Annotated in this window: 25 protein-coding genes; 7 read left to right on the forward strand and 18 right to left on the reverse strand. The window is 65.8% G+C overall.

Going from position 1 to position 25,566, the window contains the following annotated elements; all coding sequences use genetic code 11:
- The first annotated feature begins 20 nt into the window (after nucleotides 1-20).
- A complete protein-coding gene (locus tag BME24068_RS08380) occupies nucleotides 21-740 on the forward strand; it encodes a response regulator (RefSeq protein WP_174925748.1) in 720 nt (239 codons plus the stop codon).
- Nucleotides 740-2,047, forward strand: coding sequence for an ATP-binding protein (locus BME24068_RS08385; RefSeq protein ID WP_174925749.1), 1,308 nt, complete (start codon nucleotides 740-742; stop codon nucleotides 2,045-2,047). Before BME24068_RS08380 ends, BME24068_RS08385 begins: the two co-directional genes overlap by 1 nt.
- A 141-nt stretch (nucleotides 2,048-2,188) precedes the next feature.
- Here BME24068_RS08385 and BME24068_RS08390 read toward each other — a convergent pair whose 3' ends face one another.
- The 4 genes from BME24068_RS08390 to BME24068_RS08405 all read right to left on the reverse strand — a co-directional run bounded on the left by BME24068_RS08390 (nucleotide 2,189) and on the right by BME24068_RS08405 (nucleotide 6,800).
- Nucleotides 2,189-3,001 (reverse strand): enoyl-CoA hydratase/isomerase family protein, encoded by an 813-nt coding sequence (locus BME24068_RS08390; protein ID WP_239007959.1) that lies wholly within the window; start codon nucleotides 2,999-3,001, stop codon nucleotides 2,189-2,191.
- A 5-nt stretch (nucleotides 3,002-3,006) separates the two neighbouring features.
- Complete coding sequence (locus BME24068_RS08395) at nucleotides 3,007-4,263, reverse strand: CaiB/BaiF CoA transferase family protein (protein ID WP_174925751.1); 1,257 nt, start codon at nucleotides 4,261-4,263, stop codon at nucleotides 3,007-3,009.
- A gap of 52 nt (nucleotides 4,264-4,315) precedes the next feature.
- The gene (locus BME24068_RS08400) at nucleotides 4,316-5,698 is read right to left on the reverse strand and encodes an MFS transporter (protein WP_174925752.1); all 1,383 of its coding nucleotides are present in this window, start codon (nucleotides 5,696-5,698) and stop codon (nucleotides 4,316-4,318) included.
- Between the two features lie 160 nt (nucleotides 5,699-5,858).
- Nucleotides 5,859-6,800, reverse strand: coding sequence for a LysR substrate-binding domain-containing protein (locus tag BME24068_RS08405; protein WP_174925753.1), 942 nt, complete (start codon nucleotides 6,798-6,800; stop codon nucleotides 5,859-5,861).
- Between the two features lie 203 nt (nucleotides 6,801-7,003).
- Here BME24068_RS08405 and BME24068_RS08410 point away from each other — a divergent pair, with 203 nt between their 5' ends.
- Nucleotides 7,004-7,831: an alpha/beta fold hydrolase gene (locus BME24068_RS08410; protein WP_174925754.1), complete on the forward strand. Its 828-nt coding sequence runs from the start codon at nucleotides 7,004-7,006 to the stop codon at nucleotides 7,829-7,831.
- A 3-nt stretch (nucleotides 7,832-7,834) separates the two neighbouring features.
- On the forward strand, nucleotides 7,835-8,608 hold the full coding sequence (locus BME24068_RS08415) for a short-chain dehydrogenase/reductase (protein WP_174925755.1): 774 nt from the start codon (nucleotides 7,835-7,837) through the stop codon (nucleotides 8,606-8,608).
- Nucleotides 8,609-8,650: 42 nt separating this feature from the next.
- Here BME24068_RS08415 and BME24068_RS08420 read toward each other — a convergent pair whose 3' ends face one another.
- The 12 genes from BME24068_RS08420 to BME24068_RS08475 form a co-directional block, all read right to left on the reverse strand.
- A complete protein-coding gene (locus tag BME24068_RS08420; protein ID WP_096506977.1) occupies nucleotides 8,651-8,932 on the reverse strand; it encodes a hypothetical protein in 282 nt (93 codons plus the stop codon).
- A 1-nt stretch (nucleotide 8,933) separates the two neighbouring features.
- Nucleotides 8,934-9,878, reverse strand: coding sequence for an electron transfer flavoprotein subunit alpha/FixB family protein (locus BME24068_RS08425; protein ID WP_174925756.1), 945 nt, complete (start codon nucleotides 9,876-9,878; stop codon nucleotides 8,934-8,936).
- A 16-nt stretch (nucleotides 9,879-9,894) separates the two neighbouring features.
- Nucleotides 9,895-10,644: an electron transfer flavoprotein subunit beta/FixA family protein gene (locus tag BME24068_RS08430; protein WP_174925757.1), complete on the reverse strand. Its 750-nt coding sequence runs from the start codon at nucleotides 10,642-10,644 to the stop codon at nucleotides 9,895-9,897.
- A 53-nt stretch (nucleotides 10,645-10,697) separates the two neighbouring features.
- Nucleotides 10,698-11,861, reverse strand: coding sequence for a porin (locus BME24068_RS08435; RefSeq protein WP_174925758.1), 1,164 nt, complete (start codon nucleotides 11,859-11,861; stop codon nucleotides 10,698-10,700).
- Nucleotides 11,862-12,004: 143 nt separating this feature from the next.
- Nucleotides 12,005-12,841 carry a substrate-binding periplasmic protein gene (locus BME24068_RS08440; protein WP_174925759.1) on the reverse strand — a complete coding sequence of 279 codons (837 nt, stop codon included), beginning with the start codon at nucleotides 12,839-12,841 and terminating at the stop codon, nucleotides 12,005-12,007.
- Between the two features lie 81 nt (nucleotides 12,842-12,922).
- Nucleotides 12,923-13,585 carry an amino acid ABC transporter permease gene (locus BME24068_RS08445; RefSeq protein WP_096506982.1) on the reverse strand — a complete coding sequence of 221 codons (663 nt, stop codon included), beginning with the start codon at nucleotides 13,583-13,585 and terminating at the stop codon, nucleotides 12,923-12,925.
- Complete coding sequence (locus BME24068_RS08450; protein WP_174925760.1) at nucleotides 13,582-14,223, reverse strand: amino acid ABC transporter permease; 642 nt, start codon at nucleotides 14,221-14,223, stop codon at nucleotides 13,582-13,584. The genes BME24068_RS08445 and BME24068_RS08450 overlap by 4 nt, the downstream gene beginning before the upstream one ends.
- Nucleotides 14,224-15,039 carry an amino acid ABC transporter ATP-binding protein gene (locus BME24068_RS08455; RefSeq protein WP_275404998.1) on the reverse strand — a complete coding sequence of 272 codons (816 nt, stop codon included), beginning with the start codon at nucleotides 15,037-15,039 and terminating at the stop codon, nucleotides 14,224-14,226.
- Between the two features lie 262 nt (nucleotides 15,040-15,301).
- Nucleotides 15,302-15,838: a MarR family winged helix-turn-helix transcriptional regulator gene (locus BME24068_RS08460; RefSeq protein WP_174925761.1), complete on the reverse strand. Its 537-nt coding sequence runs from the start codon at nucleotides 15,836-15,838 to the stop codon at nucleotides 15,302-15,304.
- A 19-nt stretch (nucleotides 15,839-15,857) separates the two neighbouring features.
- Nucleotides 15,858-16,868, reverse strand: coding sequence for an ornithine cyclodeaminase family protein (locus tag BME24068_RS08465; protein ID WP_174925762.1), 1,011 nt, complete (start codon nucleotides 16,866-16,868; stop codon nucleotides 15,858-15,860).
- A gap of 97 nt (nucleotides 16,869-16,965) precedes the next feature.
- The gene (locus BME24068_RS08470) at nucleotides 16,966-18,234 is read right to left on the reverse strand and encodes a M24 family metallopeptidase (RefSeq protein ID WP_174925763.1); all 1,269 of its coding nucleotides are present in this window, start codon (nucleotides 18,232-18,234) and stop codon (nucleotides 16,966-16,968) included.
- A 302-nt stretch (nucleotides 18,235-18,536) separates the two neighbouring features.
- Nucleotides 18,537-20,573, reverse strand: a complete 2,037-nt coding sequence (locus BME24068_RS08475) for an NADH:flavin oxidoreductase (RefSeq protein WP_174925764.1) — start codon at nucleotides 20,571-20,573, stop codon at nucleotides 18,537-18,539.
- 260 nt (nucleotides 20,574-20,833) lie between these two features.
- Between BME24068_RS08475 and BME24068_RS08480 the strand changes: the two genes are divergently transcribed.
- The 3 genes from BME24068_RS08480 (at nucleotide 20,834) to gfa (ending at nucleotide 22,624) form a co-directional block, all read left to right on the forward strand.
- Nucleotides 20,834-21,463, forward strand: a complete 630-nt coding sequence (locus tag BME24068_RS08480; RefSeq protein WP_174925765.1) for a TetR/AcrR family transcriptional regulator — start codon at nucleotides 20,834-20,836, stop codon at nucleotides 21,461-21,463.
- Nucleotides 21,464-21,768: 305 nt separating this feature from the next.
- Entirely contained in the window at nucleotides 21,769-21,942 is a 174-nt protein-coding gene (locus tag BME24068_RS08485; RefSeq protein WP_162826276.1) for a hypothetical protein, read from the forward strand.
- 106 nt (nucleotides 21,943-22,048) lie between these two features.
- The gene (gene gfa, locus BME24068_RS08490) at nucleotides 22,049-22,624 is read left to right on the forward strand and encodes an S-(hydroxymethyl)glutathione synthase (protein WP_174925766.1); all 576 of its coding nucleotides are present in this window, start codon (nucleotides 22,049-22,051) and stop codon (nucleotides 22,622-22,624) included.
- A 153-nt stretch (nucleotides 22,625-22,777) separates the two neighbouring features.
- Here the strand turns inward: gfa and BME24068_RS08495 are convergent, their stop codons facing one another.
- Both BME24068_RS08495 and BME24068_RS08500 read right to left on the reverse strand, forming a co-directional pair.
- Nucleotides 22,778-24,265 (reverse strand): M81 family metallopeptidase, encoded by a 1,488-nt coding sequence (locus BME24068_RS08495; protein WP_174925767.1) that lies wholly within the window; start codon nucleotides 24,263-24,265, stop codon nucleotides 22,778-22,780.
- A complete protein-coding gene (locus BME24068_RS08500) occupies nucleotides 24,262-25,551 on the reverse strand; it encodes a Zn-dependent hydrolase (RefSeq protein WP_096506992.1) in 1,290 nt (429 codons plus the stop codon). Before BME24068_RS08500 ends, BME24068_RS08495 begins: the two co-directional genes overlap by 4 nt.
- Between the last annotated feature and the right edge of the window lie 15 nt (nucleotides 25,552-25,566).

Here is a 25,566-nt window from a genome sequence, read left to right on the forward strand (position 1 = left end):
ACGCAACAACGGGGACTCCATTGACCGGCAATTCCATCCTGATCGTCGAAGACGACGCAGACATCAGCGTCCCGCTGGCCGCCTTTCTGTCCGGCAAGGGCTACGTCACGCACGTCGCGGACAGCGTCGAAGCCGCCGACGCGCTGCTCGCGACGGACGACGTCGACCTGGTCCTGCTCGACGTGATGCTGCCGGGCAAGGACGGGCTCGATCTGTGCCGTCGCCTGCATGCGAAGGGCGGGCCGCGCATCATCATGCTGACGGCGCTCGACGATCCGACGGACAAGGTGGTCGGCCTCGAACTCGGTGCGGACGACTACGTGCCCAAGCCGTTCGATCCGCGCGAGTTGCTGGCGCGCATCCGCGCCGTGTTGCGCCGCCCCGCCGCCGCGGAGGGCGACGAACGCAAACCGGTCACCGAGCTGGTCCTGCGGTTTTCCGGTTTCACGTTCTATCCGTACCGGCGTTTCGTACGCTCGCCGGCCGGCCTGCGCGTGCCGCTGACGGGCGCGGAAACCGACCTGCTGCTCGTGCTCTGCCAGCACGTCCGCAAGGTGCTCTCGCGCGAAGAGCTCATCAACCTCACGCGCGGAACCAACTTCCCGATCTCGGGGCGCTCGATCGATTTGCTCGTGAGCCGGTTGCGGCGCAAGCTCGCGGGCAACGATCCGCTCGAGGAAACGATCCGGACGGTACGCACCGACGGCTACGCGTTCCAGCCCGACGTGGTCTTCGTCTGATGCGCCGGGTCTTCTCCACCACGCTCGGGCAGATCCTGCTGATCCTGACGTGTTCGTCGAGCGCGACGGCCCTGCTGTTCATCGTTCTGCTGTCGCACCACACCCCGCCGGCTCCGCCGTGGCCGTGGCAGAGCGCCTATCGCATCGCCAGCGCGGTCGAGAGTCTCCGCGCGGTTCCCGACGCCGAGCGCGGCGCCGTGATCGCGACGATGCGGCAGCCGGGGCTGTCGTTCCGGCTCTCGCAGGCGGCGTCGGCCTGCTCCACGGAAACACTGGACACCCGGGACCTCGAATCCGTGCTGAAATCGGAGCTGACGGGCGCGGCCGATCTGTCCGTACGCGCTTGCGCGGCCGAACATGCCGGGGACGCGGCGATCCAGGTACGGGTGCCGCTCGGCAGCCGGACGCTCGAGATTCGGACCGCCCGCGACACGGCCGACCCGCCGCGCTATTCCTTTCCCTTCTACGGCGCGTTGATCTTCATGTGCGTGGGCGTGGCCGCGATGTCGGCGTGGGCCATCTCGCGCGTGATTCGTCCGTTGCGACGGTTGTCCGAACACGCCGACGCATTCGGCCAGCAGATGTCGGTGTCGCCGATCGCGGAAGAAGGTCCGCTCGAAATTCGATCGGCGGCACATGCATTCAACCTGATGCAGGCGCGCATCACGCTGTCGATCCAGAACCGCACGCGCATGCTGGCCGCGATCAGCCACGATTTGCGCACGCCGCTGACGCGCATGCGGCTGCAGCTGGAAATGGAACAGAGCGAATCCGTGCGCGACAAGCTGATACGAAACATCGAGCTGATGCAGGCGATGGTCACGTCCGCGCTGGCGTTCCTCAGCAGCGGCGTGGACCGCGAAGAGAAGGAGTGGCTCGACCTCGGCGCACTGATCTCCACGCTGTGCGACGAATACGAGGAAGCCGGCGCGGCGGTGCACTATATCGGCCCGGAGCAGATCCGCTTCTTCTGCCGGCCGGACGCGATGCGCCGGGTGCTGACGAACCTCATCGAGAATGCGCTGCACTTCGGGAGCGGCGTCGCGGTAACTGCATCGGTCGACGGCCAGAGCGTGCATATCGACGTGGTCGACGACGGGCCAGGCATTCCCGAGCATCGACTCAAGGACGTGATCGAGCCTTTCGTACGCCTCGATCCGGCACGCGGCGACCGCCCGGGGAGCGTCGGGCTCGGTTTGTCGATCGTTCGGGAAATCGTGCATGCGCACGGCGGCACGTTCACGCTCGTCAATCGCAAACCGACCGGGCTCATCGCGCGAATCGTGCTTCAGTGTCCGCAAGGCTAGAAGACCACGCCCGGCAGCGCAACGCACGGCGGCATGCCCGTTCCGTCATAACCGGCGTTCGATGCGCTCGGGCGCACGTCGCCGGCGGGGCACGCGCCGAATGCATGAGCGATGGGCAAATGGCGGGTATGGCGATTCTGGTCAGTGACCGCAAAATCGCGGCGCCCGCTTTTCCCTGAAAGCCGTGCGCGCCTCGACATAGTCTGCGCTGTTGGCGGCTCGACGGATAGCGGCTTCGGCTACCCGCTCGCCGTGGTTTTCCGATGCTGTTTCGAGCGCTGCCAGGATCGCCTTCGCACCGCGAATCGATAACGGCGCAACGGCCGTCATCGTCGCGGCACATCGGCGCGCGGCTTCATACACATTGTCATGAACTTCGTCGATCAGACCCGCGCCCAGCGCATCGAAAGCCCCGATCCGGGCACCCGTGAATAGAATACGTCGCGCGCGCCCGGGGCCGACGAGATTGAGAAGCCGGCGGGTACCCGCTGCGCCGTAGACCACCGATAGCCTTGCCGCCGGAATTGCAAATGTGGCTTGCGGTGCAGCAAATCGGATGTCGCACGCTAGCGCAAGATTGCATCCGCCGCCCATGCAATAGCCGTTGATCGCAGCGATAACCGGCTTGCCGAGCGTTTCGAGTGCCCGGCATCCCGCCTCGTAAATCGCGTCATAGGCGAGCACCTGTGCCGTGTCGTTACGCAGTTCATCGAATTCCGTGATGTCGGCACCCGCGCAAAAACTGTCATGGCTGCCTGTCAGAACGACCGCGCGCACGTCATCGCGGCCATCGAGTTGTGCGGCGAGCCAGGCAAGCTCACGCCACATGTCGAGTGTCATCGCATTGCGCTTCTCGGGACGAGCTAGCGTAATGGTCGCAATATGGTCTTCGACGTGCAGTTCGAGTCCGTGGGCAGAGCCGGCGCGATCCGCGTCGATATCGATGCGATGCATGAACGTCATCCTTGCGTGGCGGCAGCGGCTTCGAGCGAGGCACCCGCCTGCAGCACGATGCCCGATGCGATGAGATCCCCGACCTCGCCGTCAGTGAATCCGAAGCGACGCAGAATGTCGATGGTATCCTGCCCGACACGCGGTGCCGCCCGCGACGCGATCCGCGTCGTGCCATTGAAATGGATCGGCAAACCGAGGGCACGCGTCGTGCCCCCGTTCGGGGCCTCGACTTCGACGACCATTCGCGTCGCCTTTGACTGCTCGTGTTCCAGTGCCTGAGCGACGTTTTGTACCGGGCCGGCCGGAACCGATGCCTCGTCGAATCGGCACAGCCACGACGCCACGTCGTCGGTGGCCAGCACATCGTTGATGAGTCGCTCCAGTGCCTTTCGGTTGGCAAGTCGCGAATCCGGTGTCATGAAGCGCGGATCTGCCTTCCATTCGGGATGACCGAGCAGTTCGGCGATCCGTGCCCAGTTGGCTTCGTTCGCGCCACCGATCGCAACGCGTCCGTCTCGACAGCGATAGACCTGATAAGGCGAGATCAGCGGATGTGCGGTGCCCGAGGGTTTCGCGATCGCGCCTCGCGAGAAATACGCGGCCGCGTACCAGTACATCTGCTGCAGCGACGCCTGCACCAGCGAAGTGTCCACGCGTTGCCCGAGCCCCGTGCGCAACCGGTGCACATAAGCCGCGAGGATACCGAGCGCGGCGAGAATGCCGGCGTTGACGTCCGCGATCGATACGCCGGGCTTGACGGGCTCGCCGTCTTCTTCGCCCGTCACGCTGATGAGGCCGCTGAACGCCTGCAGAATCAGATCGAAGCCGCCTTTGCGCGCGAGCGGCCCTTCACGACCGTATCCGGTGATGGAGCAATAGATCAACGCCGGATTGAGCTGACTCAGCACTTCGTAGCCAAGTCCGAGACGCTCGATCACGCCCGGCCGAAAGTTTTCCGTCAACACGTCCGCCTGTCCCGCCATACGCAGTAGCACTGCCTTGCCCGCATGGCTCTTGATGTCGATCCCGATCGACTGCTTGCCCCGATTGAGCATCATGAACGACGGCGGCGTGCCCGCGTCGGACGCTTTCCCGTAACTTCTGGCGTCGTCGCCATAGGGAATCTTCTCGACCTTGTAGACGTCCGCGCCCATATCGGCCAGCATCAAGCCGCATACCGGCCCGGCCATGATCTGAGACAGTTCGAGTACCTTGAGCCCTTTGAGCGGTTGCTGAAATGACGAAGTTTTTTCGTTTTGCATGAGTAGTCCTAATATCTCCATACGTTCCCGAGCAGGCAGACTATCGATCGAACTAGCGTTCCTCGACTGTCGATGAATGGGCGCCAGGCGCGCGCACCGGGGCCGCGATGACGGGCGAGACGGCGGCATGAGGCGAGCGACGTGCGGGCCGGGTCACGACAAGCAGCAGGACGGCGCCCGAAACGAGCATTGCAACGAGGCACCCGAGTCCCGGGGACAGCGATCCGGTTCGCTCCTTCAAGAGGCCGATCAACAGCGGCGCGATCATGCCCGAGCTGACGCCGAGGCAATTGATGAATCCCACCCCGCTTGCGGCGAATTCCGCCGGCATCGCCGATGCGGGAATGGTCCAGAAGACGGGAATCGCGCCAATGACCCCGACCGCGCCGACACTGAGCAACGACATTGCGACGGCAAAGCCCAGATGCGGCAGCGTGGACAGCCCAAGCGCGGCTGCGCCGACGAGAAGCGCACCCGCTGAGTGCCAGCGCCGCTCATTCATGCGGTCGGAGCGGCGCGAAATCACGATCGTGCCGATTGCCGCCAGCCCCCAGGGGATCACTGAATACAGGCCGATCTCGAGCGGCGTGGTCGCGCCATAGGCACGAATGATCGCCGGCACCCAGAACCCCAACGCATAGACACCGGAGATCGAGCAAAAATAAACGAGCGCAAACAGATACACCTGCTTTGAACGAAGCATCCCGAACCGGCCGGCGGGAACGATCTGCCGCGATGCGGCGAGCCGGTCTTGCGCGAGCGCCGCTTCCAGCGCGCGCCGTTCCTGTAGCGACAGCCAGGTGGCTTCGGACGGCCCCTGCTTGAGAACCAGGAAGCAAACGATCGCCATCAGGCAACTGGGCAATCCCTCGAGCAGGAATAGCCATTGCCAGCCGGCCAGTCCGGCGGCCATATGGAAGCGGGTCATGATCCACCCCGACAGCGGCCCCACCACGACCCCTGCCACAGTCACGCCCGAGGTGAATACCGCGAAAGCGTGACTGCGATGCGTTTGCGGAAACCATGTCCTGAGATAGTAAATGACGCCGGGATAGAAACCGGCCTCGAATGCGCCCAGCAGTAGCCGGCCGGCAAAGAATTCATAGGGAGTCCGGATCAGCAGCATGCCTGTCGAGCACACGCCCCATCCGAGCATGATGAGGAAAAACACCCTCTTTGCCCCCCATCGGCGCAACAGCATGTTGGCCGGGACGGCGAACGCCACATAGGTTGCGAAATACAGGGTCGCGCCGAGACCGTAGATACTGTCGGTGATGTGTCGCGCCTCGCGCAACTGGATCTGCGCGAATGCGACGTTGTAACGATCCATCGAACAGAGCACGTAGCTCACGAACAGCACGGGCACGATGCGCCAGAATGCCTTTGCGCATGCCGCCTCGCATGTCGTGGCGGATGGGCTGGAATTGCCTGACATGGTTGTCTCCATATGTTTTGTGTATTCGCGAAGATCCGTGTCTTCGCGTGCGCCGCAGTCCATCACGGACAGATCGATTGTATGAACCCGATCAATACGCAAACAAATATGGAATACCGATGGATCGATAAGACTGGCTTATCGCCTTGGCGTTAACACGTCAATCATGAGAGACCAGTCTGGCATGCTCCCATCGTTTCGACCGGATCAAGGCCTGAATGATGTCGAGCATGCAGTCGCGCACCACCTCCGCCGCGCGGCTCAATGGCACGGAGTCGGAGATGCACACCGAAAGCTCGCGCGACAGGGCGCGATCCGACACACGCAGCGCGCGGATTCTGCCCTGCCGTACCTCATCGGCCACGGCCGACCAGGGCAGCACGCCCCAGCCCAGCCCGGAAGAAACCAGCCGAACCACCATATCCAGCGAGCTCACCTGGCTCACTATCCTGTATTCCAGATGCGCTTCGAGGAATGCCGCCTCGACACGCTGGCGGATCGTATTGGGGAAACCCGGCAGGAACAGCGGCTGCGCGGCCAGTTCTTTCGCCGTGACGGATTTCCTGGTTCTCGCATCGGTCCGCGCTTCGCTCGGCGGCGCGATCGCGAATAACGCTTCGCGCAGGACCGGATGAATGGCGAGCCCTCGGCGGCGCGGCACGTCGACGCCGAGCGCGACGTCGAGCTTGCTGCCGATTACCAGATCGACGAGTTCGGCGCTCGGCCGTTCGATGATCTCCATCATGATCGCCGACCGGCTGGTCAACTCCTTCACCAGTGGCGTGACGACGAGCTTGCCGGCACTGCCCGGAATGCCGATCACGACATGCCCGCTGGGCTGGTCGACCTCGCTTGAGATGGCCTGTCGCGCGTCCTCCAGTTGCTTGAGCAGCGACTTCGCATAGCGATAAAGCGTTTCCCCTGCCGGGGTGGTGCGAACCCCGTAGACGCCGCGGTCGAAGAGCCGGGCGTCGAGTTCGCCCTCGAGATTGGCGATCTGCTGGCTCAGCGCCGGCTGGGCGACGTGGAGCGTCTCCGCGGCGCGCGTCATGTTACCCAGCTCGGCAATGCGTGCGAAATATTGCAGTTGCTTGAAATCCATCCCGTCCTCTCACGCTCATGGCAAAGGCTCGCGGCCGATCGATCGGCGATCGTCGAGAAATAACCAAACACGATAGACCCATAACAATCCCATATTTTTACCTTATCGATAATAGACCTACACTCGTGCCTTGTGGAACGCGCGTAGCGAATCCGGACGAGCCTGCGCCGCGCCCCTCTTTCCTGCACGAAAATGGAGCAGACATGCCCACTGCATCATCCAACGGGATCAATCTTTTCTATGAAGTGACCGGGCAGGGCCCGGCCATCGTGTTCTTGCACGAGTTCGCGGGAGATCACCGAAACTGGGCGCATCAGGTACGCTCGCTGTCGCAGCGATTTCGCTGCATTACGTTCAATGCGCGCGGCTACCCGCCGTCCGACGTTCCAGACGATATCGAGTCTTACAGCCACCTTCATGCAGTAGCCGATATCGCGAGCGTACTAAAGGCCGCAGGCGTGTCGAATGCTCATATCGTCGGCCTGTCGATGGGCGCGTATGCGGCACTGTGTTTTGCCATTGCGCATCCGGAGGTGACGCGGTCCATCGTGGTTGCCGCGGCCGGGCATGGCTCGGACGCCCCTGAACAGTTCCGCGAGGCAAGCGAGGCGCTGGCCACGCGCATCCTGGCCCACGGGTTGGAAGCCGGCGCAGCCGACTATCTGAACGGCCCGACAAGGCGCAAGCTCAAGGAGAAGGATCCGCGGGGCTTCGACGAATTTCTCCGTCAGTTTGCCCAACATTCCGCAATAGGCACGGCGCTGACGGCAAAGGGATGTCAGATGCGCCGCCCTACGCTCTACGAACTTGAAGCGCCGCTGCGCGAATTGAATGTGCCGGCCCTGATTGTCGCGGGAGACGACGACGAACCCTGCCTTGCTCCGTCGCTCTTCCTGAAGCGCACGATCCCGAACGCGCGGCTATGGGTCCTGCCCGACACGAGCCACGCGATCAATCTCGAAGCGCCCGATGCGTTCAATCGCGCGGTGCTCGATTTCATCAACGATGTCGAACGACGGATAGAAGGATGAACCATGGATCTCGAGTTGAGCGGTAAGCACGTGCTGATCACCGGCGCGACACGCGGTATAGGGTTTGCTTGCGCCGACGCGTTTGCGCGCGAAGGCAGTCGAGTCGTCGTGGTGGGACAAAAGCGGGATGGCGTGGACAATGCCGTCGCGCGCCTGAAGACGCTTCACGGCGCCGACGTAGAGGGCGTGGTAGCGGATATCGCGAGCGACGAAGGCCGCGAACGCTTGCAGCAGCGGCTTGAATCGGTGGATGTCCTGGTCAACAACGCGGGCGCCATTCCCGGCGGCGGGCTGGAAAACATCGACGACACCCAATGGCGAAGCGCGTGGGAATTGAAGGTATTCGGCTATATCAACCTGACGCGGGCCGTGCTGCCGTCGATGATGGCGCGTGGCTCCGGTGTGGTGCTCAACGTCGTCGGTATCGCCGGCGTCATGCCGAACTATGACTATCTATGCGGCTCGGCAGGCAACGCGGCGCTCGTGGCGTTCACGCGGGCGGTGGGAGCACACGCGACACGGCGTGGCGTGCGTGTGCTGGGTGTCAATCCGGGCCCGACGGAAACCGAGCGGCTGATTTCGCTATCGCAAACGCGCGCCGCGCAACGGTTTGGCGATGCGTCGAAATGGCACGACATGCTGGCGAATCTCCCGTTCGGCCGTGCCGCGAAACCGCAGGAAATTGCCGACCTGGTGACATTTCTCGCCTCGGCACGCGCATCGTACCTGAGCGGCGTCGTGATCGATGCGGACGGCGGCGGGCGATACGTCGCGTGAAATCGGGCCTGTCGAGCGACTGGATCGGCGAAACCTGGTGCCTCACCCGGCCGCGCCGTGCCCTTCCCGTCTCTCCACCGCCGCCTTGGCGGCGCGAATCGCGCTGTCGAAGCTCGGCTCGGTTGCCACGTGCCGGTTGTCGACGCTGACGAACCATCGGTCTGTCGCGTGACACCAGCGAACCCGGCGATCGTCCATCAACGAAGAAAACCAGCGCCATACGGCAGCGTCGTCGGAATTGGCGACGATCGCTGCCTGCCTGCGCACGTCCCGCAAGTCGCCCGGCGCGCTCGCGAATCGGGATGACCGGTAGTGGGCTGCCATGCTACAACGCGGCCACGATTCCGGGCAGCTCGACGAACAGATCGCCGACGAGACCGTAATCGGCCACGCTGAAGATCGGTGCTTCCGGATCCTTGTTGATCGCGACGATCACCTTCGAATCCTTCATGCCGGCCAGGTGCTGGATCGCACCGGAGATGCCGACCGCGATGTACAGCTGCGGTGCGACGATCTTGCCGGTCTGGCCGACCTGGTAGTCGTTCGGGACGTAGCCTGCATCGACTGCCGCGCGCGACGCGCCGAGTGCGGCCTGAAGCTTGTCCGCCAGCGGCTCCAGTACTTTCGTGTAGTTTTCGCCGCTACCCAGACCACGACCACCCGACACGATGATGCTTGCGCTGGTGAGTTCCGGGCGATCGAGCTTCGTCACCTCTCGGCTCACGAATTGCGACTTGCCTGCGTCCGCTGCCGCTTCGATCTTCTCGACCGATGCACTGCCGCCTTCCGCTGCCACCGGATCGAAACCCGTCGCACGCACAGTGATCACCTTGATCGGGTCGCTCGACTGCACCGTCGCGATCGCGTTGCCCGCGTAGATCGGACGCTCGAACGTGTCGGCCGACACAACCGCCGTGATCTCGGAGATCTGCGCGACGTCCAGCTTCGCGGCGATACGCGGCGCGATGTTCTTGCCGCAGGCCGTTGCCGGTACAACGATGTGCGAGTAGTTTTCCGCGATGGTCAGCACCGTCGCCTCGACGTTCTCGGCAAGACCGCCCGCGAGCTGTGGCGCATCGGCCAGCAGCACCTTGCCGACGCCTGAAATCTTCGCTGCTGCATCGGCCGCCGCTTGCGCGTTGTGGCCCGCCACCAGCACGTGGATGTCGCCGCCGACGAATTTGCCCACTTTGGCCGCCGCCGCCACCGCGTTCAGCGTCGCGGCCTTGATCGACGCGTTGCCGTGTTCTGCAATCACCAGAATCGTCATTTCTTTCCGCTCCCTCTTACAGCACCTTGGCTTCGGTCTTCAGCTTCTCGACCAGCGTCTTCACGTCCGGCACCTTCACGCCGGCCGCCCGCTTCGGCGGCTCCACCACCTTCAGCGTCTTCAAGCGCGGCGCGACGTCCACGCCCAGGTCTTCCGGCTTCACCGTTTCCAGCGGCTTCTTCTTCGCCTTCATGATGTTCGGCAACGTCACGTAGCGCGGCTCGTTCAGGCGAAGGTCGGTCGTCACGACCGCGGGTAGTTGAAGCGACAGCGTTTCCGCGCCGCCGTCGACTTCGCGTGCAACAGTCGCCTTGCCGTCGGCGATCGTCACCTTCGACGCGAACGTCGCTTGCGGCAGGCCAGCCAGCGCGGCCAGCATCTGGCCCGTCTGGTTCGAATCGTCGTCGATCGCCTGCTTGCCGAGGATCACCAGCTGCGGCTGTTCCTTGTCGACCAGCGCCTTCAGGATCTTCGCGACGGCCAGCGGCTCGACGCTGTCGTTCGACTCGACCAGGATCGCGCGATCCGCACCGATCGCCAGCGCCGTGCGCAGCGTTTCCTGCGCTTGCGCGACACCGACCGACACCGCGATCACTTCGGTCGCCACGCCCGCTTCCTTCAGGCGCACGGCTTCTTCAACGGCGATTTCATCGAACGGATTCATCGACATCTTCACGTTCGCGATGTCGACGCCCGTGTTGTCCGACTTCACCCGGACCTTCACGTTGTAATCGACCACTCTCTTCACTGGAACCAGAATCCTCATCGCATATCCGCCAGAAATGAAGGGGCCGGCGCCTGCCGCCTGCCCCACAAGGTTTAGAACAGGTGATACATCCCGATCCGCAACGCGATCTGATGATTGTTGCTCGACGCATTGCCGACCACGCCGTCGAAGATCGCGGCCTGCGTCGCCGCACCGCCCGCACGCTGGTAGACGCCCATCGCATACACCGACGTGCGCTTCGACAGTGCGTACGTCGTCGTCAGGCCGGCCTGATGGTAGATCGGCGCGGCATCGGAGTAACCGACATGCCCGTGCGTATACGTATAGGCGCCGCCGACCGACCACGCGGCGGTGAGCGCATAGCGCACCCACGCTTCGTAGTTGTCGAAGCGCACCGTCGACGTCGTGCCGTTCGCGCGCTCGAAGCGCGTATCGGTGAAGTCGAGCCCGACCGTCGCATGACCGAACGCATAGCTGGCCGCCGCGCCCACCACCTGCTCGTTGGCCGGATTGCCGACATAGCTGAACGGCCCGGATGCACCGATCGCCGGGCCCGTCGTGTTGGACACGAAATCGCCGTCCGTGAACAGCAGCGCCGGATTCTTCGCATACAGATAGGCGGCCGCGACATTGAACGACGCCACCGAATAGCTCGCGCCGACGCTCCACATGCCGGTCGTGCCGCGTCCGGGAGCCGTCGAATTCGTGAACGAGTACATGCCACCGAACGTCAGGCCGCCGAAGCTCGGGCTCGCATACTTGATCGAATTGTCGACGCGAAACGAATTGTCGGTGTTGTCGATGTCGCCCGCGTGCACGAACGGGCCGCCGAACTGGCCGGGCGCGGTCAACGGCTGCAGATAGTCGACGATCGAATCGTACTGGCGACCGAACGTCACCGTGCCCAATCGCGTATCCGACAAGCCGACGTACGCCTGCCGGCCGAACAGGCGGCCGCCCTGTCGCATTTGCCCGTTTTCCGCGCTGAACCCCGATTCCAGCTTGAAGATCGCCGACAGGCCGCCGCCGAGATCCTCGCTGCCCTTCAAGCCCCAACGGCTTCCGTAGATGCCGTCATAGGTGCCGTCCTGCATGTGCCACAGCGACTTGCCGCCGCTGTTGTTCGTGTAGTCGATGCCTTCGTCGATCACGCCGTACAGCGTGACGGTCGACTGCGCGTGCGCGGCGATCGGACAAACGACGCACGCCGACGTAACGGTCAGCCAGCCGGACAGTCTTCGCATACTCTTGTTCATTTGGTCTCCTGATTGATAACAATGAACCGGCCCGATTCCATGAACGGGGGGCGATTCAAACGTGGATGACGTTTCACCCGGGGCGGGCGCACCGCCTGCCGCCCTGGCTCCGGCCGCCGCGCGGGCGGCTCAGCCGGCTGTCGTCACTGAATGATCCGCGGCGCGCCCACATCGGCGGCCGATGCCGACAGGCCGTAGGTCTTGAGGATCCGGGCGATCTCCCCCGACTGGCGCATCGCGTCGATATTGGCGCCGAGCGCCGTGCCGAGCGCGGCGTTCGTCTTCGTGAACAGCAGCGCCGTCTGCCCCGGTTCGAGCGACGCGGGCACGCGCGGATCGGGCTTCACGAGCATGATCTTCATCGACGCATAGCCGCCCTTCGCCTGGTTGTATTTCGACACCGCATAGCTGTCGGTGCCGACGTCGATCCGGCCCGCGGCCAGATCCTGCGCCATCGCGACCGGGTTCGGGTAGACGACGAGCGAACTGCCGAGCAGCTTCTGCAGATCGCCGGTCCACAGATAGCCCTGCACCGTGCCGACGCGCTTGCCGACGATGCTCGCGACCGTGTCGACGCCCTGCTTCGAGATCACCGCCATCTGGTCGAGATACATCGGATCGCTCAGGCCGAGCACCTTCGCGCGGTCGGCCGTGCGATACCAGTCGCCGAGGCCGATGTCGGCGCGACGCGACACGACGGACTGCACGACGGCGGCCGGATCGATGACGGACACCGCAATCTTCAGGCATTCGCGCGCGGCGATCTGCTTGACGATCTCGCCGTCGACGCCCTTGATGTCGCTCGTGCCAGCCGGAATCGAATACGGCGGGAAATCCCACACGGCGACCGACAACGTGCCGGGCCGGATCGTCTCGAACTGGTGCGCGGGCTTGCAGGACTGCGCGTGGGCGGCGGCGCCGAAGCCCGTGAGACACAGGCCGACGAGCGCGAACGAAAGGCGACGCTTGGTTGATGTCATGAGAATGTCCCCGAAAGAGCGTGGCAGTTAAAAAAACGGAAACCGGCAAATGAAAAGAACGGATCGGACGGCATCGGCGGCTCAGCGCACTGCATGCCGCCCCAGACGGCGCTCGAGCGCGGAGACGGCGAACGTCGCCGGCACGCAGATCAGCGCGAACATCAGGCCGGCGAGCAGCAGCACGGGCATGTATTCGAACGTCGACGAACCGATGCTCGACGCGCGGCTGACGAGTTCGGGCAGCGCGATCGTGAAGCACAGCGACGTGGCCTGCAGCATCATGATCGAGAAGCCGAGCAAGGCCGGCAGCGCGACGCGCAGGCCTTGCGGCACGATCACGAAGCGCAGCGCGTCGACCGCATTGAGCCCGATCACCGCGGCCGCCTCCTTCTGTCCGTGCGGCACCGCATCGAAGCCGGCACGAATGATCTCGCTCGTATAGGCGCCGGTGCAGCACGCGAGCGCCACCACGGCGGACAGGAACGACGACAACGTCAGCCCCGCGTTCGGCAACCCGAAGTAGAAGAACTGCAGCAGGATCAGCGCCGGCGCGCCGCGGCCGATCTCGACGAACACGATGGCCGCGACGCGGATCGCCTTCGGCTTCATCGACACGCACAGCGCGAGCACGAGGCCGAGCGGAATGCCGATCGCGAGGCTCAGCGCGGTGACTTCGAGCGACAGACGGTAGCCGCCGAGCAGGTCGGGCAGCCAGGATTGCCAGAGATCGATCATGGAACTCATCGCGACACCCGCGAACGAAGGTGAAGATCGGCCCAGCGCGACAGCCATGCGACCGGGATGCTGAGGGCGATATACAGCAGCGCGGCGGCCGCGTAGACGCCCAGCCCGCGAAACGTCTGCTGCGACACGTGGTACGCCTGGAACGCCAGTTCGTTCACGCCGATCGTCGACGCGACCGCGGAGTCCTTCAACAGGCCGATCAGGTAAGTCGCCGCGGTGGGCAGCGCGATACGCACCATCTGCGGGAAAATCACGTCGCGAAACTGCTGCGTGCGCGTGAGATTCAGCACTTTCGCCGCTTCGTACTGCCCCGGATGAATCGCCGTCAGCGCACCGCGATAGACCTCCGACAAATTGGCCGCGGTCACGAGGCCGAGGCCGAGCGCGGCCGCCGTGAACGGGTTGAGCGGCAGCAGGTCGTTGCCGATCCCGAAGAACACGAAGAACAGCCAGACGATCGGCGGCACCGACCGGCAACCGACGACGAACGCCGTCGCGAGCGCGCGCACGACCGGGTTCCGGGCGCTGCGCAGCGCGCAAAGCGGCATCCCGAGCACCGCGCCGATCGCGAAAACCGTCAGCGTCAGCGCGATCGTCCACGGCACGCCGGCGAGAATGGCGGAAAGATGGTCGATCATTCAGCGGTCCCTCACGGCGTTCAGGAATTTCGCCGCGCGCTCGGTGCCCGGGTGGCGCATCACGGCCTCGCTCGGCCCCGCTTCGAGGATCCGCCCGTCGGCCATGATGATCACGCGGTCCGACACGCTCTCCGCGAAATGCATCTCGTGCGTGACGACGATCATCGTCATCCCGGATTGCGCGAGCTCGTTCATCACCGCGAGCACTTCGAGGCCGAGCTCCGGATCGAGCGCCGACGTCGGCTCGTCGAACAGCATGATTTCCGGTTCGAGCGCGAGCGCCCGGGCAATCGCGATGCGCTGCTGCTGGCCGCCGGAACAGCGCACCGGATACTGGCCGGCCTTGTTCGCGAGACCGACCCGTTCGAGCAGTTCCATCGAGCGCCGGTCGGCGTCCGCGCGGTTGCGGCCCATCGTGCGCTCCTGCGCGAGGCTGACGTTGCGCAGCACGCTCAGGTGCGGGAACAGGTTGAACGACTGGAACACCATCCCGATCCGGCGGCGCAGCGTCACGAGCTCGCGGCGCGGCGGCGTATGGTTCGCCTCGATCGTCACGTCGCCGATCGTCACGCGGCCTTCGGTCGGCGGTTCGAGCTGGTTGATGCAGCGAAGCAGCGTGCTTTTGCCGGACCCGCTCGGGCCGATGATCGCGATCACTTCGCCCGCATTCATCGAGAAGCTGACGTCCTGCAGCACGCGATGCACGCCGAAGGTCTTCCCAACGCCTTCGACGCACAGGATCGGCTGCATGCCGGGACGGCCGGCCTGCATCGCGCCGGGTTCGGTTTGCAGGGGAGGTGCGACAATGCTGTTCATGGAAGCTTCTCCGTCAATGGCTTTCAACGCAACTCTCCGGATCGATCGACCGTCGTCGCGCCGGAAAGGGGCGCGCTTTCGATCCGGGATACGCCTTTCATTTATTCAGTACAACGACATGAATCGCTGAACGATATTGAATGCGTCCAATATTCAAGCCTCAAGCGATCGTTTTTCATCATGTCTTGCGCGACACGCATCAACTCGATCGCCCGCCCGCACGCGTGCGGGCTACGGCGGCGCGACCGCGCTCACCTCGTGCTCACCATCCGCGCCGCGCGCCCATCAGTTTGTTCAGGATGCGATCGAGCATCGCGCGTTCGTCCGCGTCGAGCGCGCTCAGCATCAGCGCCTGCCGGTCGAGCGAGACGGGCAGCACGCGTTCGTACAGCCGGCGGCCGCTTTCGTTCAGCGCGAGGCGAATCTCCCGCCGGTCGTCCTCGTTCGTCTTGCGACGGATCATCCGGCGTTCCGCGAGCCGGTTCACCGCGCGGCTGATGCTGTTCTTCGGCCGCCCCGTCACTTCGCAGATCTGTTTCGCCGTCATCGCGCCGACGGTCGACAGGCAGGCCAGCACGTTGAACTCGTCGCGGCTGACGTCGAACGCCTGGATCATCTCGGCGAACACCGGCTCGGTGTAGCAGTTCGACCATAGCGTGAGCCGCCATGCATCGTTCAGCGGGCCGTTCGTGACGATCGCGTCGAACACCGCGTCGCTGCCCGTCGCGTCGTCGTACGCTTCGTGGTCGTCGTGGTCGTCGTGGTCGTGAGGTTCGGACTCGAGATCGGATTCCTTCATCGCAAGCGGCTCCATCGGGTCAGTGATCGGACGGCATGCGGCCGTCGTCCGGCGTCGCGCACCGGCGGCTCAGCCAGTCGGCGAACATCAGGTCCAGATGACCGCCGCCGCCGTTCTTGAACAGCGTGATGTCCGCATCGTGCCGGCGCCCCACCGCGCGGCCGCCGCACAGGTCGAACAAGTCGCCCTCGATGTCGGCCGCGTCGATCACGCCCGCATCGAGCGGCTGGCGAATGTCGCCGCAGTGCTCGGTCACGAGCGCGCGATGATCGACGTAGATGCGCGAGCGCAGCAGCGCCGCGTCGTTCGCTTCGCGCATCGACGGCGTGTAGCCGCCGACCAGATCCACGTGGCAGCCGTCGCGCAGCCATGCACCGTCGAGCACCGGCGACGTCGACGACGTCACGCACACGACGAGGTCGGCCTCGCGAACGCTGCGCTCGAGATGCGCGACGGCCCGCACGTCCGCATCGGGCGCGTCGCCGGCCGCGTGGTCGGCGAGCCGCGCCGCACGCTCGTACGTGCGGTTCCACACGTCGATCCGGCGCAGCGTCGGAAATTCGGCGGCCATCACGCGCAGATGCGTCTGCGCCTGCGCGCCCGCGCCGATGATCGTCAGCGTCTGCGGCGCGCGCCGCGCGAGCAGACGTGCGCCGAGCGCCGAGTCGGCCGCCGTCTTGTAACGGCTGAACGCGTTGCCGACGATGATCGAACGGAACCGGCCGTCCTCGGGATCGCTCAGCAGCACCGCCGCATGCCACGTGTCGGCCGAATCGTTCGTGCGCCGGCCGTTGTCCGGCGAGATCGACACGACTTTCGTGCCGGTCGCGCCGTCGTGCGCGCCGCCGAGCCAGATCAGCATCTCGCCGTTCTCGCGCGCATCGCGCGGCACGCTCGCATGCAGGCGCGCAAGCGGCGCATACGCACGGCGGTGCGCGGCCTCCAGCGCATCGACCATGTGCGTGGGCGGCATGCGGCTCAAGACGGCATCGGCGGAAATCAGTTGCGGCAACGGACTGGATTCGGTCATCGGAAACGGGCTTGCCCTGTCAAAACGTGTGACGTCGAAACCGGCGGCGGACGACCCGGCCGGGCGCATGGCCGGCACCTGGCCGGCCGGGTCCTGCTCACGCATCGCGGTCCGCGATCAGCGGGACGGCCGACAGCGGAATCGCGCCGCTCGACGTGATCAGCACCTGTTCCTCGAGCTTCACGCCTTCGGCGCCGCCCTGCACGCCGATGTAGCTTTCGACCGACACGACCATGTTTTCCTGGAACGTGCCGTCATACCCCCACGCGTCGAAATCGACCGCATACGCGACGCTCGGATATTCGTCGACCAGCCCGACGCCGTGCAGCATCATCATGTAGCGGTTGTGGACGTAGCGCTCCGGCACGGGCCAGCAGCGCTCCGCGAACTCGCGGAACGTGACGCCCGCGCGCAGCAGCCCGACGTTGTGCAGGATCTGGTCTTCCGCATAGCCGAGCAGATCGCGCTGGCGCGCGGACACGCCGCGGCCCGGACACACGAAACTGCGCGAAATGTCGGACAGGTAGCCGCCGGGCCCGACCATGTCGGTGTCGAAGCACACCATGTCGCCCGGCTCGATCACGCGGTTCGACGCATCGCGAAACCACGGATTGGTGCGCGGGCCCGACGACAGCAGCCGGCTTTCCGCCCATTCGCCGCCGTGCGCGATGTTCGTCTCGTGAAAGACGCTCCACAACTGGTTCTCGGTGATGCCCGGGCGCAGCGCCTCGCGCATGCGCGCGACGCCGAGATCGCACACGCCCATCGACACGCGATGCTGCGCGATTTCCTCCGGGCCTTTCACGACGCGCGCCTGTTCGGTCAGCGGTTGCGCGTCGAACAGCTGGACGCCGAGCCGCGTCAGCCGTTCGGCGCCCCACGGATCGCAGCGGTCGACGGCGAGCCGCATGTTGCCGCCGCCGTGCGCATGCAGCAGATCGGCGATCTCGTGCGCCCATGCATCGGCCTTCTCCTCGACGCGCGGCCCGGCCAGGAAATAGATCCACGGCGTGGCGGGCCGGATCTCGTCGATCGATTCGATGTGTTCGCTGTTGTGCTTGCTGCTCGTGAAATCGAACAGCACGAGCGGGCCGTCGGTCGCGATGAACACGTAGCGGCTCGGCGAATGCATGACCCACAGGCCGAGATTGTTCGTGTCCGTCGCATAGCGGATGTTCAGCGGATCGGCGAGCAGCATCCCCGCGTAATCGTGCTTGCGCAGTTGTTCCCGCAGCCGTTCGACACGGTACGCGCGCAGCGCGCGGCGATCGATCGCATCGAATGCGTCGAGCAGCGCGCGATCGACCGGCGCGACGCGGTGGCCCCGCACCAATGCGTCGTCCCGGTACGCGGGAGCGTCGGGCATGCCTGACAGCGACGAAACAGCGCGGGGAAATTGCGGGGCAGTATTCACGATCACGACGGCTCCCTTCTGACTGGAGTGTGAGCGCCCGGGATGGAGCGCGGATCCGACGCATTGCCTGTGTCGACGCAGATTAGTCCCGCGTGGAACCAACTGTCAATGCGCTAAAAATGTGTTTACCCTTGCTTCGCGAACGGCCCGCGAAGGGTCGGCGGAATGCAGGCGGGCACCCGCGCGTTCGCGCGGAAGCCGCCCCGTTACGGCCATTCAGACGCGGGGCCGGCGACGCGCGCCGGCCCGCCGCTTTACAGATCCTTGACGAGCCGCAGCGCGTCGTAGATCGCCGCATGCGTGTTGCGCGCGGACACCGCGTCGCCGATCCGGAACAACTGGAAACGTCCCGCCGGATTGCGGTTTTCGACCTGCGGCTTGCCGTCGATCAGGTCGTCGTAGTTCACCGCGCCGAGGTTCGTCGACTGCGGCTTCAGCGCGAAGTACAGCTCGTCCATCGGGATCGTGCCGTGATTGACGACGATCTGGTCGTAGCGGCGCTCGTTGCGGATGCCGCCGTAATCGCTGCCGACGATCGCGACCAGTTCGTCGCCTTCGCGCCGCACGGCCTCGAGCCGGTACGTGACCGTAAACGTCGTGTCGAGCTTCTGCAGCGAACGCATGTACGGCACCAGATTCATGCTCATCACTTCGGGCGAGAACGCGCGGTCGGGCGTCATGATCTCGACCGCACCGCCCGCGTGCGCGATGGTTTCCGCCGCCTGCAGCGCCGGATGATCGCCCGCGTCGTCGTAGATCAGCACGTTGCGGCCCGGCTTCACGTCGCCGGAAATGATGTCCCACGCGGACACCACGTGCTCGCCGCCCGAGGTCAGCACGTCGACGTCCGGCATGCCGCCCGTCGCGACGATCACGACGTCGGGCCGTTCGTCGAGCACGGTCGACGCGTCCGCCCACGTGTTGAACGCGAAGCGCACGCCGAGCCGCTCGCATTGCGCCATCCGCCAGTCGACGATGCCGAGCATCTCCTTGCGACGCGGCGTCTGCGCCGTCAGGCGCACTTGCCCGCCCGGATGGCCGGTCGCCTCGAATACGACCACCTCGTGCCCGCGCTCGCCGGCCACGCGCGCCGCTTCGAGCCCGGCAGGCCCCGCGCCGACGATGACGACCTTGCGCTTCGCCGGCGCGGGCGGGATCACGTGCGGCATCGTCGTCTCGCGACCGGTGGCCGCGTTGTGGATGCAGAATGCGGCGCCGCCCTGGTAGATCCGGTCGAGGCAGTAATTCGCGCCGACGCACGGGCGAATGTCGTCTTCGCGGCGCTCGATGATCTTGCGCACGATATGCGGATCGGTCATGTGCGCGCGCGTCATGCCGATCATGTCGACCTTGCCCGACGCGATCGCATGGCGCGCGGTCGGCACGTCCTGGATGCGCGCCGCGTGAAAGGTCGGGAATTCGGTGATGCCGCGTATCTCGCCCGCGAAATCGAGGTGCGGCGCGCTCTTCATCCCCATGATCGGGATGATGTCCGTCAGGCCCGCATCGGTCTCGAGATGCCCGCGAATCACGTTCAGGAAGTCGATCAGGCCGCTCGATTTCATCGCGAGCGACAACTGGACACCCTCTTCCTTCGTCAGCCCGCCCGCGATCATTTCGTCGGCGGTATAGCGGATTCCGACGACGAATTCGTCGCCGACGCGCTTGCGGATCGCGCGCAGCACGTCGAACGTGAAGCGCATCCGGTTTTCGAGCGGGCCGCCGTACGGCGCGTCGAGCGTGTTCGTCAGCGGCGACCAGAACTGGTCCATCAGGTGTCCGTAAGCTTCCAGCTCGATCCCGTCGAGGCCGGCCGCCTTCATCCGCTCCGCCGCGTCCGCATAGTCGCGCACGATGCGTTCGATGTCCCACTCCTCCATCTTCTTCGGAAACGCGCGGTGTGCCGGTTCGCGGGCATGCGACGGCGACACCGCCGGCAGCCAGTCGCCTTTGTCCCAGCGCGTGCGGCGGCCGAGATGCGTGAGCTGGATCATCACCTTCGCGCCGTGCTCGTGACACTCGTCGACGAGATCCTTCATCCACGGCACCACTTCGTCGCGGTACGCGAGGATGTTGTTGAACACCGGCGGGCTGTCCTTCGAGATCGCCGCGGAGCCGGCCGTCATCGTCAGCGCGATGCCCGCCTTCGCGCGCTCGACGTGGTACGCGCGGTAGCGCGCCTTCGGCATCCCGTCCTCCGCATAAGCCGGCTCGTGCGACGTCGTCATGATGCGATTGCGAAACGTCAGATGTTTGAGGGTATACGGCTGGAGCAGTGGATCGTTCGACATGGAATGCCTCGTGAAAGGAACGGGAGCGTGGTTCGTGACTGCCTGACATGAACACCAGTTGCGACTCAGGTTAGAATCGCTGTACATATGTGTCAAGTTGACAAAACAAATATGTACAGCGAGTTCGGGAAACTCCTTACGACGGGTGTCGCAGGGGGTTTTGAACGGATGGGCGAGTCGCCGCGGCGGTGGGCTGCGGCACAATGCGGGTTGCGATGTGCGCAACCGATCGACGACTGGAACGAGAGGACGTTTGCCTGATGGAAGAACCGATTGCAGCCGAGAACCTTCGCGGTTCGGCAGACACGTGGCTGGACGCCGCGACGGAAAGCCTGCTCGAAAGCGGCATCGAGTCCGTGCGGATCCTGCCGCTCGCGAAGAAGCTGAATCTGTCGCGCACGAGCTTCTACTGGTTCTTCAAGGACCGCGAGGAATTGCTCGCCACCCTGCTCGCGCGCTGGAAGGGGAAAAACACAGCCAACTGGGTCGCGCGCACGGAAGCGTATGCGGACTCGATCTCGGAGGCCGTGCTGAACGTGTTCGACTGCTGGTTCGACGACACGATCTTCGACAACCGCTACGAAGCCGCGATCCGCAGCTGGGGGCAGCAGGCGCCCGAGATCGCGACCGAGCTGGCCGACGCGGACACGAAACGGATCGCGGCGCTGACCGCGATGTTCGAGCGCTTCGACTACGCGCCGGTCGTCGCGCAGGTGCGCGCCCGCACGATGTATCTGACCCAGCTCGGCTACGTGTCGATGAAGACGACGGAGCCGATGAACGAGCGCATGGCGCGCATCGCCACCTACGCGGAAGTGTTCACCGGCAAGCTGCCGACCGAGCGCGAGATGCAGCGGTTCTTCGCGCGCCGCACGCCGGCGGCCGTCTAGCGAAACGGCCGGGGCCGGGCCGCCGGGGCGGTTTCCCGGCGGCGCGCCCGTCCCCCGCTTCCCCACGACCCGGCCCGACGGGCCGGGCTCGCGAACGTCTCCATCGGAATCGAAACCTGCGCGACGCGCCCGGGCCGGCGCGCCGCGCGCGGGCGACCTGTGCCGGCGTCGCTCGCATCGCACGCGTTCGCGTTCGTGCCTGCCGCGCCCCGACCATGTCCGGCATCGGGGAATCGCCGGGTATACTCCCCTCCAGTATCTGGCATATACTCCCCCCCAGTTTATGAAGCAGTGCGAGATCCGGCATGTCCGCGGAGAAGAAAACCGCGCTTCGGCGCGCGCAGGTCGATAATCGAAGCACGACGCGTGCGCGCCGGTTCGCCCTCCCCGACGCCGATTCGGTACGACATTTGCTGACGTCGAAAGCCGCCCGCAGCCGCCGGATGGCCGAGGCAGGATCCAGCCTGCGCCGTGCGTGAAATACGAAGTCGCTCTCCTGCTTCAATGCAACATGCGATCCGCTGCACGAAGGGAAGTCGATCCGAACCGTCGTTCACTACCGAAGTACCGAAAAGGAGCATGACCATGTCCGTCGCCATTCATCCCACTGTCGATCGCGGTATTCAGAAAGGGGCCGATTCGTTCGCGGGCGGTACGCTGCGCTGCCTGTGCACGCAGGATCCGGTCGAGGTTCGCGTCGACGCCCAGGTCGCCTTCAATCACGCGTGCGGTTGCACGAAGTGCTGGAAGCCGGCCGGTGCGCTGTTTTCCGTCGTCGGCGTCGTGCCGCGCGACAAGCTTGCCGTGACCGCGCACGAAGAGAAGCTGCGCGTCGTCGACGACAAGGCGCTGATCCAGCGCCACGCCTGCTCCGCCTGCGGCACCCACCTGTTCGGGCGGATCGAAAATTCGGAGCATGCGTTTTACGGGCTGGATTTCATCCATACCGAACTGTCGCCGGACGCCGGCTGGGACGGCCCCGGCTTCGCCGCCTTCGTGTCGTCGATCATCGAGAGCGGCACGCCGCCGTCGTCGATGGCGGACGTGCGCGATACGCTGCGCGATAAAGGGCTCGAGCCCTACGATTGCCTGAGCCCGGCGTTGATGGATGCGCTGGCCACGCATACGGCCAAGGCCAAAGGCACGTACCGGGAAGCCTGAGTCCATCGACACGGCCGGTGCGCGGCGGCAGGCGGCCGCGCACGGCACCATCGTCGTCGCGCCGAGCATGCGGTCCGCGCGGCGGCGATGCACCGAATCAAAACCGGGGGTTCGAGGACGGCACGACCACGTCCCCCCGGAACCGCCGCCCCTTCACCGCCCGTGCCACCCCGCACCGGCATCGAGCGGAAACACCGGCCTCGCGAGGCGCGCATAGTCGAACTGCCCGAAATCGGAGCCCGTCACGCCGCGGCTGTCGCATTCGACCAGTGCGGCCGCGATCGGCACGAACACCGGCCGGCAATACATCCGCGACTTCAGCAACAGGAAGCGCGCGCGGCGCGGATCGACGCCGACGCTCTCGAACACGCCGAGATCCCACGGCTCCTGCGTACGCTCGGTGACGACCAGCGTCGCCACCCCGATATCGAGCACGGCCGCGCGCCCCATGTACGCGCGCTGGCCCGTATAGGTCGGCCCGGTGATCACGTATTCGCCGTCGGTGATCGCGCGCACGATGCCCGTCGCGCGAAACGGCTCGCGACGCACCCCGCCGTGCGACGGCATCCGGTTGCCGACCGGCACCGTAACGGTCGCGCCGACGCCCGCGTCGATCAGCGCCGCGACCGCTTCCGGATCGCACAACGGCCCGCTGACGATCCCGTCGAGCCCCTGCGCGAGCGCAGCCTCGAGCAGGTCCATCGTGTCGCACGGGCCGCCGGACATGCAGTTGTCGCCGTGGTCGAGCATCAGCACCGGACGATCCGCGCCGCGCGCCAGCGCCGCGGCCTGTGCGACCGATTCCGCGAGCGGCGCGCTGCGATACACGAATTCGTCGCGCGCGTCCCAGATCTGCCGGGCGATACGCTCGGCCACCGCGTCGGCCGCCGCGCGATCGCCGTCGGCGACCACGACGACGCTGATGCAGGGCGCCGGAATATCCGCGAGCGAGAAGCCGGGCAGCACCGACACCGCGAGCATGCCGTCGGCCTCGGCCGCGCGCGCGGCTTCCACCGCGCGCTGCATCGCGCCTGCGGCGCTCGCGCTGCGCAGCGTCGACGTCATCAACGGCGGCTGCCGCCACGCGAGCACGGGCCGCACGCGGCCGTGCAGCCGGTCGAGCAGCAGGCGCGCCGCATGCTCGCCCGTCTCGTACATGTCGACGTGCGGATAGGTCTTGAAACTGACGATCACGTCCGCGTGATCGATCATCTTCTGCGTGACGTTCGCGTGCAGGTCGAGTGCGACCGCGATCGGCGCGTCGGGCAGCACGGCGCGCACGCGCGCGAGCAGGTCGCCCTCGCCGTCCGCGCTCTGTTCGGCGACCATCGCGCCGTGCAGATCGAGCATCACCGCGTCGCAACCGGGCGCGGCCGCGACGATCGCGTCGCAGATCGCCGCATACGCGTCGGCCGCGACGGGTCCGCTCGGGTTCGCCGCCGCCGATACGGGCGTCACGATGTCGGCGCCCTCGCGCGCGGCCGCGTCGAGGAACGCGGCCATCGCGGTGCGCATGCCGTGGTTCGCGCGATACGCGTCGTCGCCCCAGTCGGGGCCGTTGCGGCCGAACGCGGCAAGCGGCGTCGGCACCGGCGAGAACGTGTTGGTCTCGTGGTTCATCCGGGCGATCAGGAGCTTCATCGCGCGCCCCCTTGCGCCATGCCTGCCGCGCCCAGCATCGCCTGCAGCAGCACGTTGCAGCCGGCTTCCAGATGCACCGGATCGGCATCCTCGATCTCGTTGTGGCTGATTCCGTCCTTGCACGGCACGAAGATCATCGCCGTCGGCGCCACGCGCGCGAGATACACGGCATCGTGGCCCGCGCCGCTGATCACGTTCATCGACGACAACCCGAGCGCGCCCGCGCCGGCCCGTACCTGCTCGACCAGCGTCGCGTCGAACGGCTGCGGCGGGAAGTACACGACCGGCTCGACGTCGATCCGCATGCCGGCCGATGCGCCCAGGTCGCCGCACACCGCGCGCAGCTCGGCATCCATCGCGGTGAGCGTCGCATCGTCGGCCGCGCGCAGGTCGACGGTCAGCGTCACGCGGCCCGGAATCACGTTGCGCGAATTCGGGTGCACGTCGACCCAGCCGACCGTGCCGCGCCCGTGCGGCGGATGCGCGCGCGCGATGCCGTTCACCGCGCGCACCAGATCGGCCGCGACCAGCAGCGCGTCGCGCCGCAGTTCCATCGGCGTCGGGCCCGCATGCGCCTCCATCCCGTGAACGGTGACGTCGTACCAGCGCTGCCCGAGCGCCCCCTCGACCACGCCGATCGTCGTGTCGTGCGCCTCCAGCACCGGGCCCTGCTCGATATGCGCTTCGAAATACGCGCCGACCGGATGCGCGACACGCCCGTCGTCCGCGCTGCCCGCATAGCCGATCGCGGCCAGCGCATCGCGCACCGACACGCCGTCGCGGTCGCATTGCGCAAGCGCATGATCGAGCGTGAACGCGCCGGCGAACACGCCGGAGCCCATCATCACCGGCACGAAGCGCGAGCCTTCCTCGTTGGTCCAGACGGCGACCTCGAGCGGCGCACGCGTGCGCACGCCCGCATCGTCGAGCGTGCGCAGCACTTCGAGGCCGGCGAGCACGCCGTAGTTGCCGTCGAACTTGCCGCCGGTCGGCTGCGTGTCGATATGACTGCCGGTCGTCACGGGCGGCAGGTCATCGCGCTCGCCGGCACGCCGCGCGAAGATGTTGCCGATCGCGTCGACCCGCACCGTGCAGCCGATGTCCTTCGCCCATGCGACGAACAGGTTGCGCGCGTCGCGATCGAGTTCGGTGAGCGCGAGGCGGCACACGCCTCCCTTGTCGGTCGCGCCGATCCGCGCGAGACGCATCAGGCTGTCCCACAGCCGCGCGCCGTCGACGCGCAAGCCGGACGCCGCGACGCCCGGTGTCGAATCCTGAACTTGCATCGATGGAAATCCTCG

Origin of the sequence: Burkholderia anthina (assembly GCF_902498995.1) — a bacterium.
Taxonomy (GTDB): domain Bacteria; phylum Pseudomonadota; class Gammaproteobacteria; order Burkholderiales; family Burkholderiaceae; genus Burkholderia; species Burkholderia anthina.

Coding starts and splice junctions, on each gene's coding strand:
- BME24068_RS08465 (WP_174925762.1), bottom strand. CDS start 16,868: ATGACCGAATCCAGTCCGTTGCCGCAACTGATTTCCGCCGATGCCGTC.
- gfa (WP_174925766.1), top strand. CDS start 22,049: ATGTCCGTCGCCATTCATCCCACTGTCGATCGCGGTATTCAGAAAGGG.
- BME24068_RS08425 (WP_174925756.1), bottom strand. CDS start 9,878: ATGACGATTCTGGTGATTGCAGAACACGGCAACGCGTCGATCAAGGCC.
- BME24068_RS08410 (WP_174925754.1), top strand. CDS start 7,004: ATGCCCACTGCATCATCCAACGGGATCAATCTTTTCTATGAAGTGACC.
- BME24068_RS08475 (WP_174925764.1), bottom strand. CDS start 20,573: ATGTCGAACGATCCACTGCTCCAGCCGTATACCCTCAAACATCTGACG.
- BME24068_RS08485 (WP_162826276.1), top strand. CDS start 21,769: ATGTCCGCGGAGAAGAAAACCGCGCTTCGGCGCGCGCAGGTCGATAAT.
- BME24068_RS08495 (WP_174925767.1), bottom strand. CDS start 24,265: ATGAAGCTCCTGATCGCCCGGATGAACCACGAGACCAACACGTTCTCG.
- BME24068_RS08450 (WP_174925760.1), bottom strand. CDS start 14,223: ATGATCGACCATCTTTCCGCCATTCTCGCCGGCGTGCCGTGGACGATC.
- BME24068_RS08470 (WP_174925763.1), bottom strand. CDS start 18,234: ATGCCCGACGCTCCCGCGTACCGGGACGACGCATTGGTGCGGGGCCAC.
- BME24068_RS08420 (WP_096506977.1), bottom strand. CDS start 8,932: ATGGCAGCCCACTACCGGTCATCCCGATTCGCGAGCGCGCCGGGCGAC.
- BME24068_RS08395 (WP_174925751.1), bottom strand. CDS start 4,263: ATGCAAAACGAAAAAACTTCGTCATTTCAGCAACCGCTCAAAGGGCTC.
- BME24068_RS08435 (WP_174925758.1), bottom strand. CDS start 11,861: ATGAACAAGAGTATGCGAAGACTGTCCGGCTGGCTGACCGTTACGTCG.
- BME24068_RS08390 (WP_239007959.1), bottom strand. CDS start 3,001: ATGCATCGCATCGATATCGACGCGGATCGCGCCGGCTCTGCCCACGGA.
- BME24068_RS08500 (WP_096506992.1), bottom strand. CDS start 25,551: ATGCAAGTTCAGGATTCGACACCGGGCGTCGCGGCGTCCGGCTTGCGC.
- BME24068_RS08415 (WP_174925755.1), top strand. CDS start 7,835: ATGGATCTCGAGTTGAGCGGTAAGCACGTGCTGATCACCGGCGCGACA.
- BME24068_RS08445 (WP_096506982.1), bottom strand. CDS start 13,585: ATGAGTTCCATGATCGATCTCTGGCAATCCTGGCTGCCCGACCTGCTC.
- BME24068_RS08455 (WP_275404998.1), bottom strand. CDS start 15,039: ATGAACAGCATTGTCGCACCTCCCCTGCAAACCGAACCCGGCGCGATG.
- BME24068_RS08440 (WP_174925759.1), bottom strand. CDS start 12,841: ATGACATCAACCAAGCGTCGCCTTTCGTTCGCGCTCGTCGGCCTGTGT.
- BME24068_RS08405 (WP_174925753.1), bottom strand. CDS start 6,800: ATGGATTTCAAGCAACTGCAATATTTCGCACGCATTGCCGAGCTGGGT.
- BME24068_RS08385 (WP_174925749.1), top strand. CDS start 740: ATGCGCCGGGTCTTCTCCACCACGCTCGGGCAGATCCTGCTGATCCTG.
- BME24068_RS08400 (WP_174925752.1), bottom strand. CDS start 5,698: ATGTCAGGCAATTCCAGCCCATCCGCCACGACATGCGAGGCGGCATGC.
- BME24068_RS08460 (WP_174925761.1), bottom strand. CDS start 15,838: ATGAAGGAATCCGATCTCGAGTCCGAACCTCACGACCACGACGACCAC.
- BME24068_RS08480 (WP_174925765.1), top strand. CDS start 20,834: ATGGAAGAACCGATTGCAGCCGAGAACCTTCGCGGTTCGGCAGACACG.
- BME24068_RS08430 (WP_174925757.1), bottom strand. CDS start 10,644: ATGAGGATTCTGGTTCCAGTGAAGAGAGTGGTCGATTACAACGTGAAG.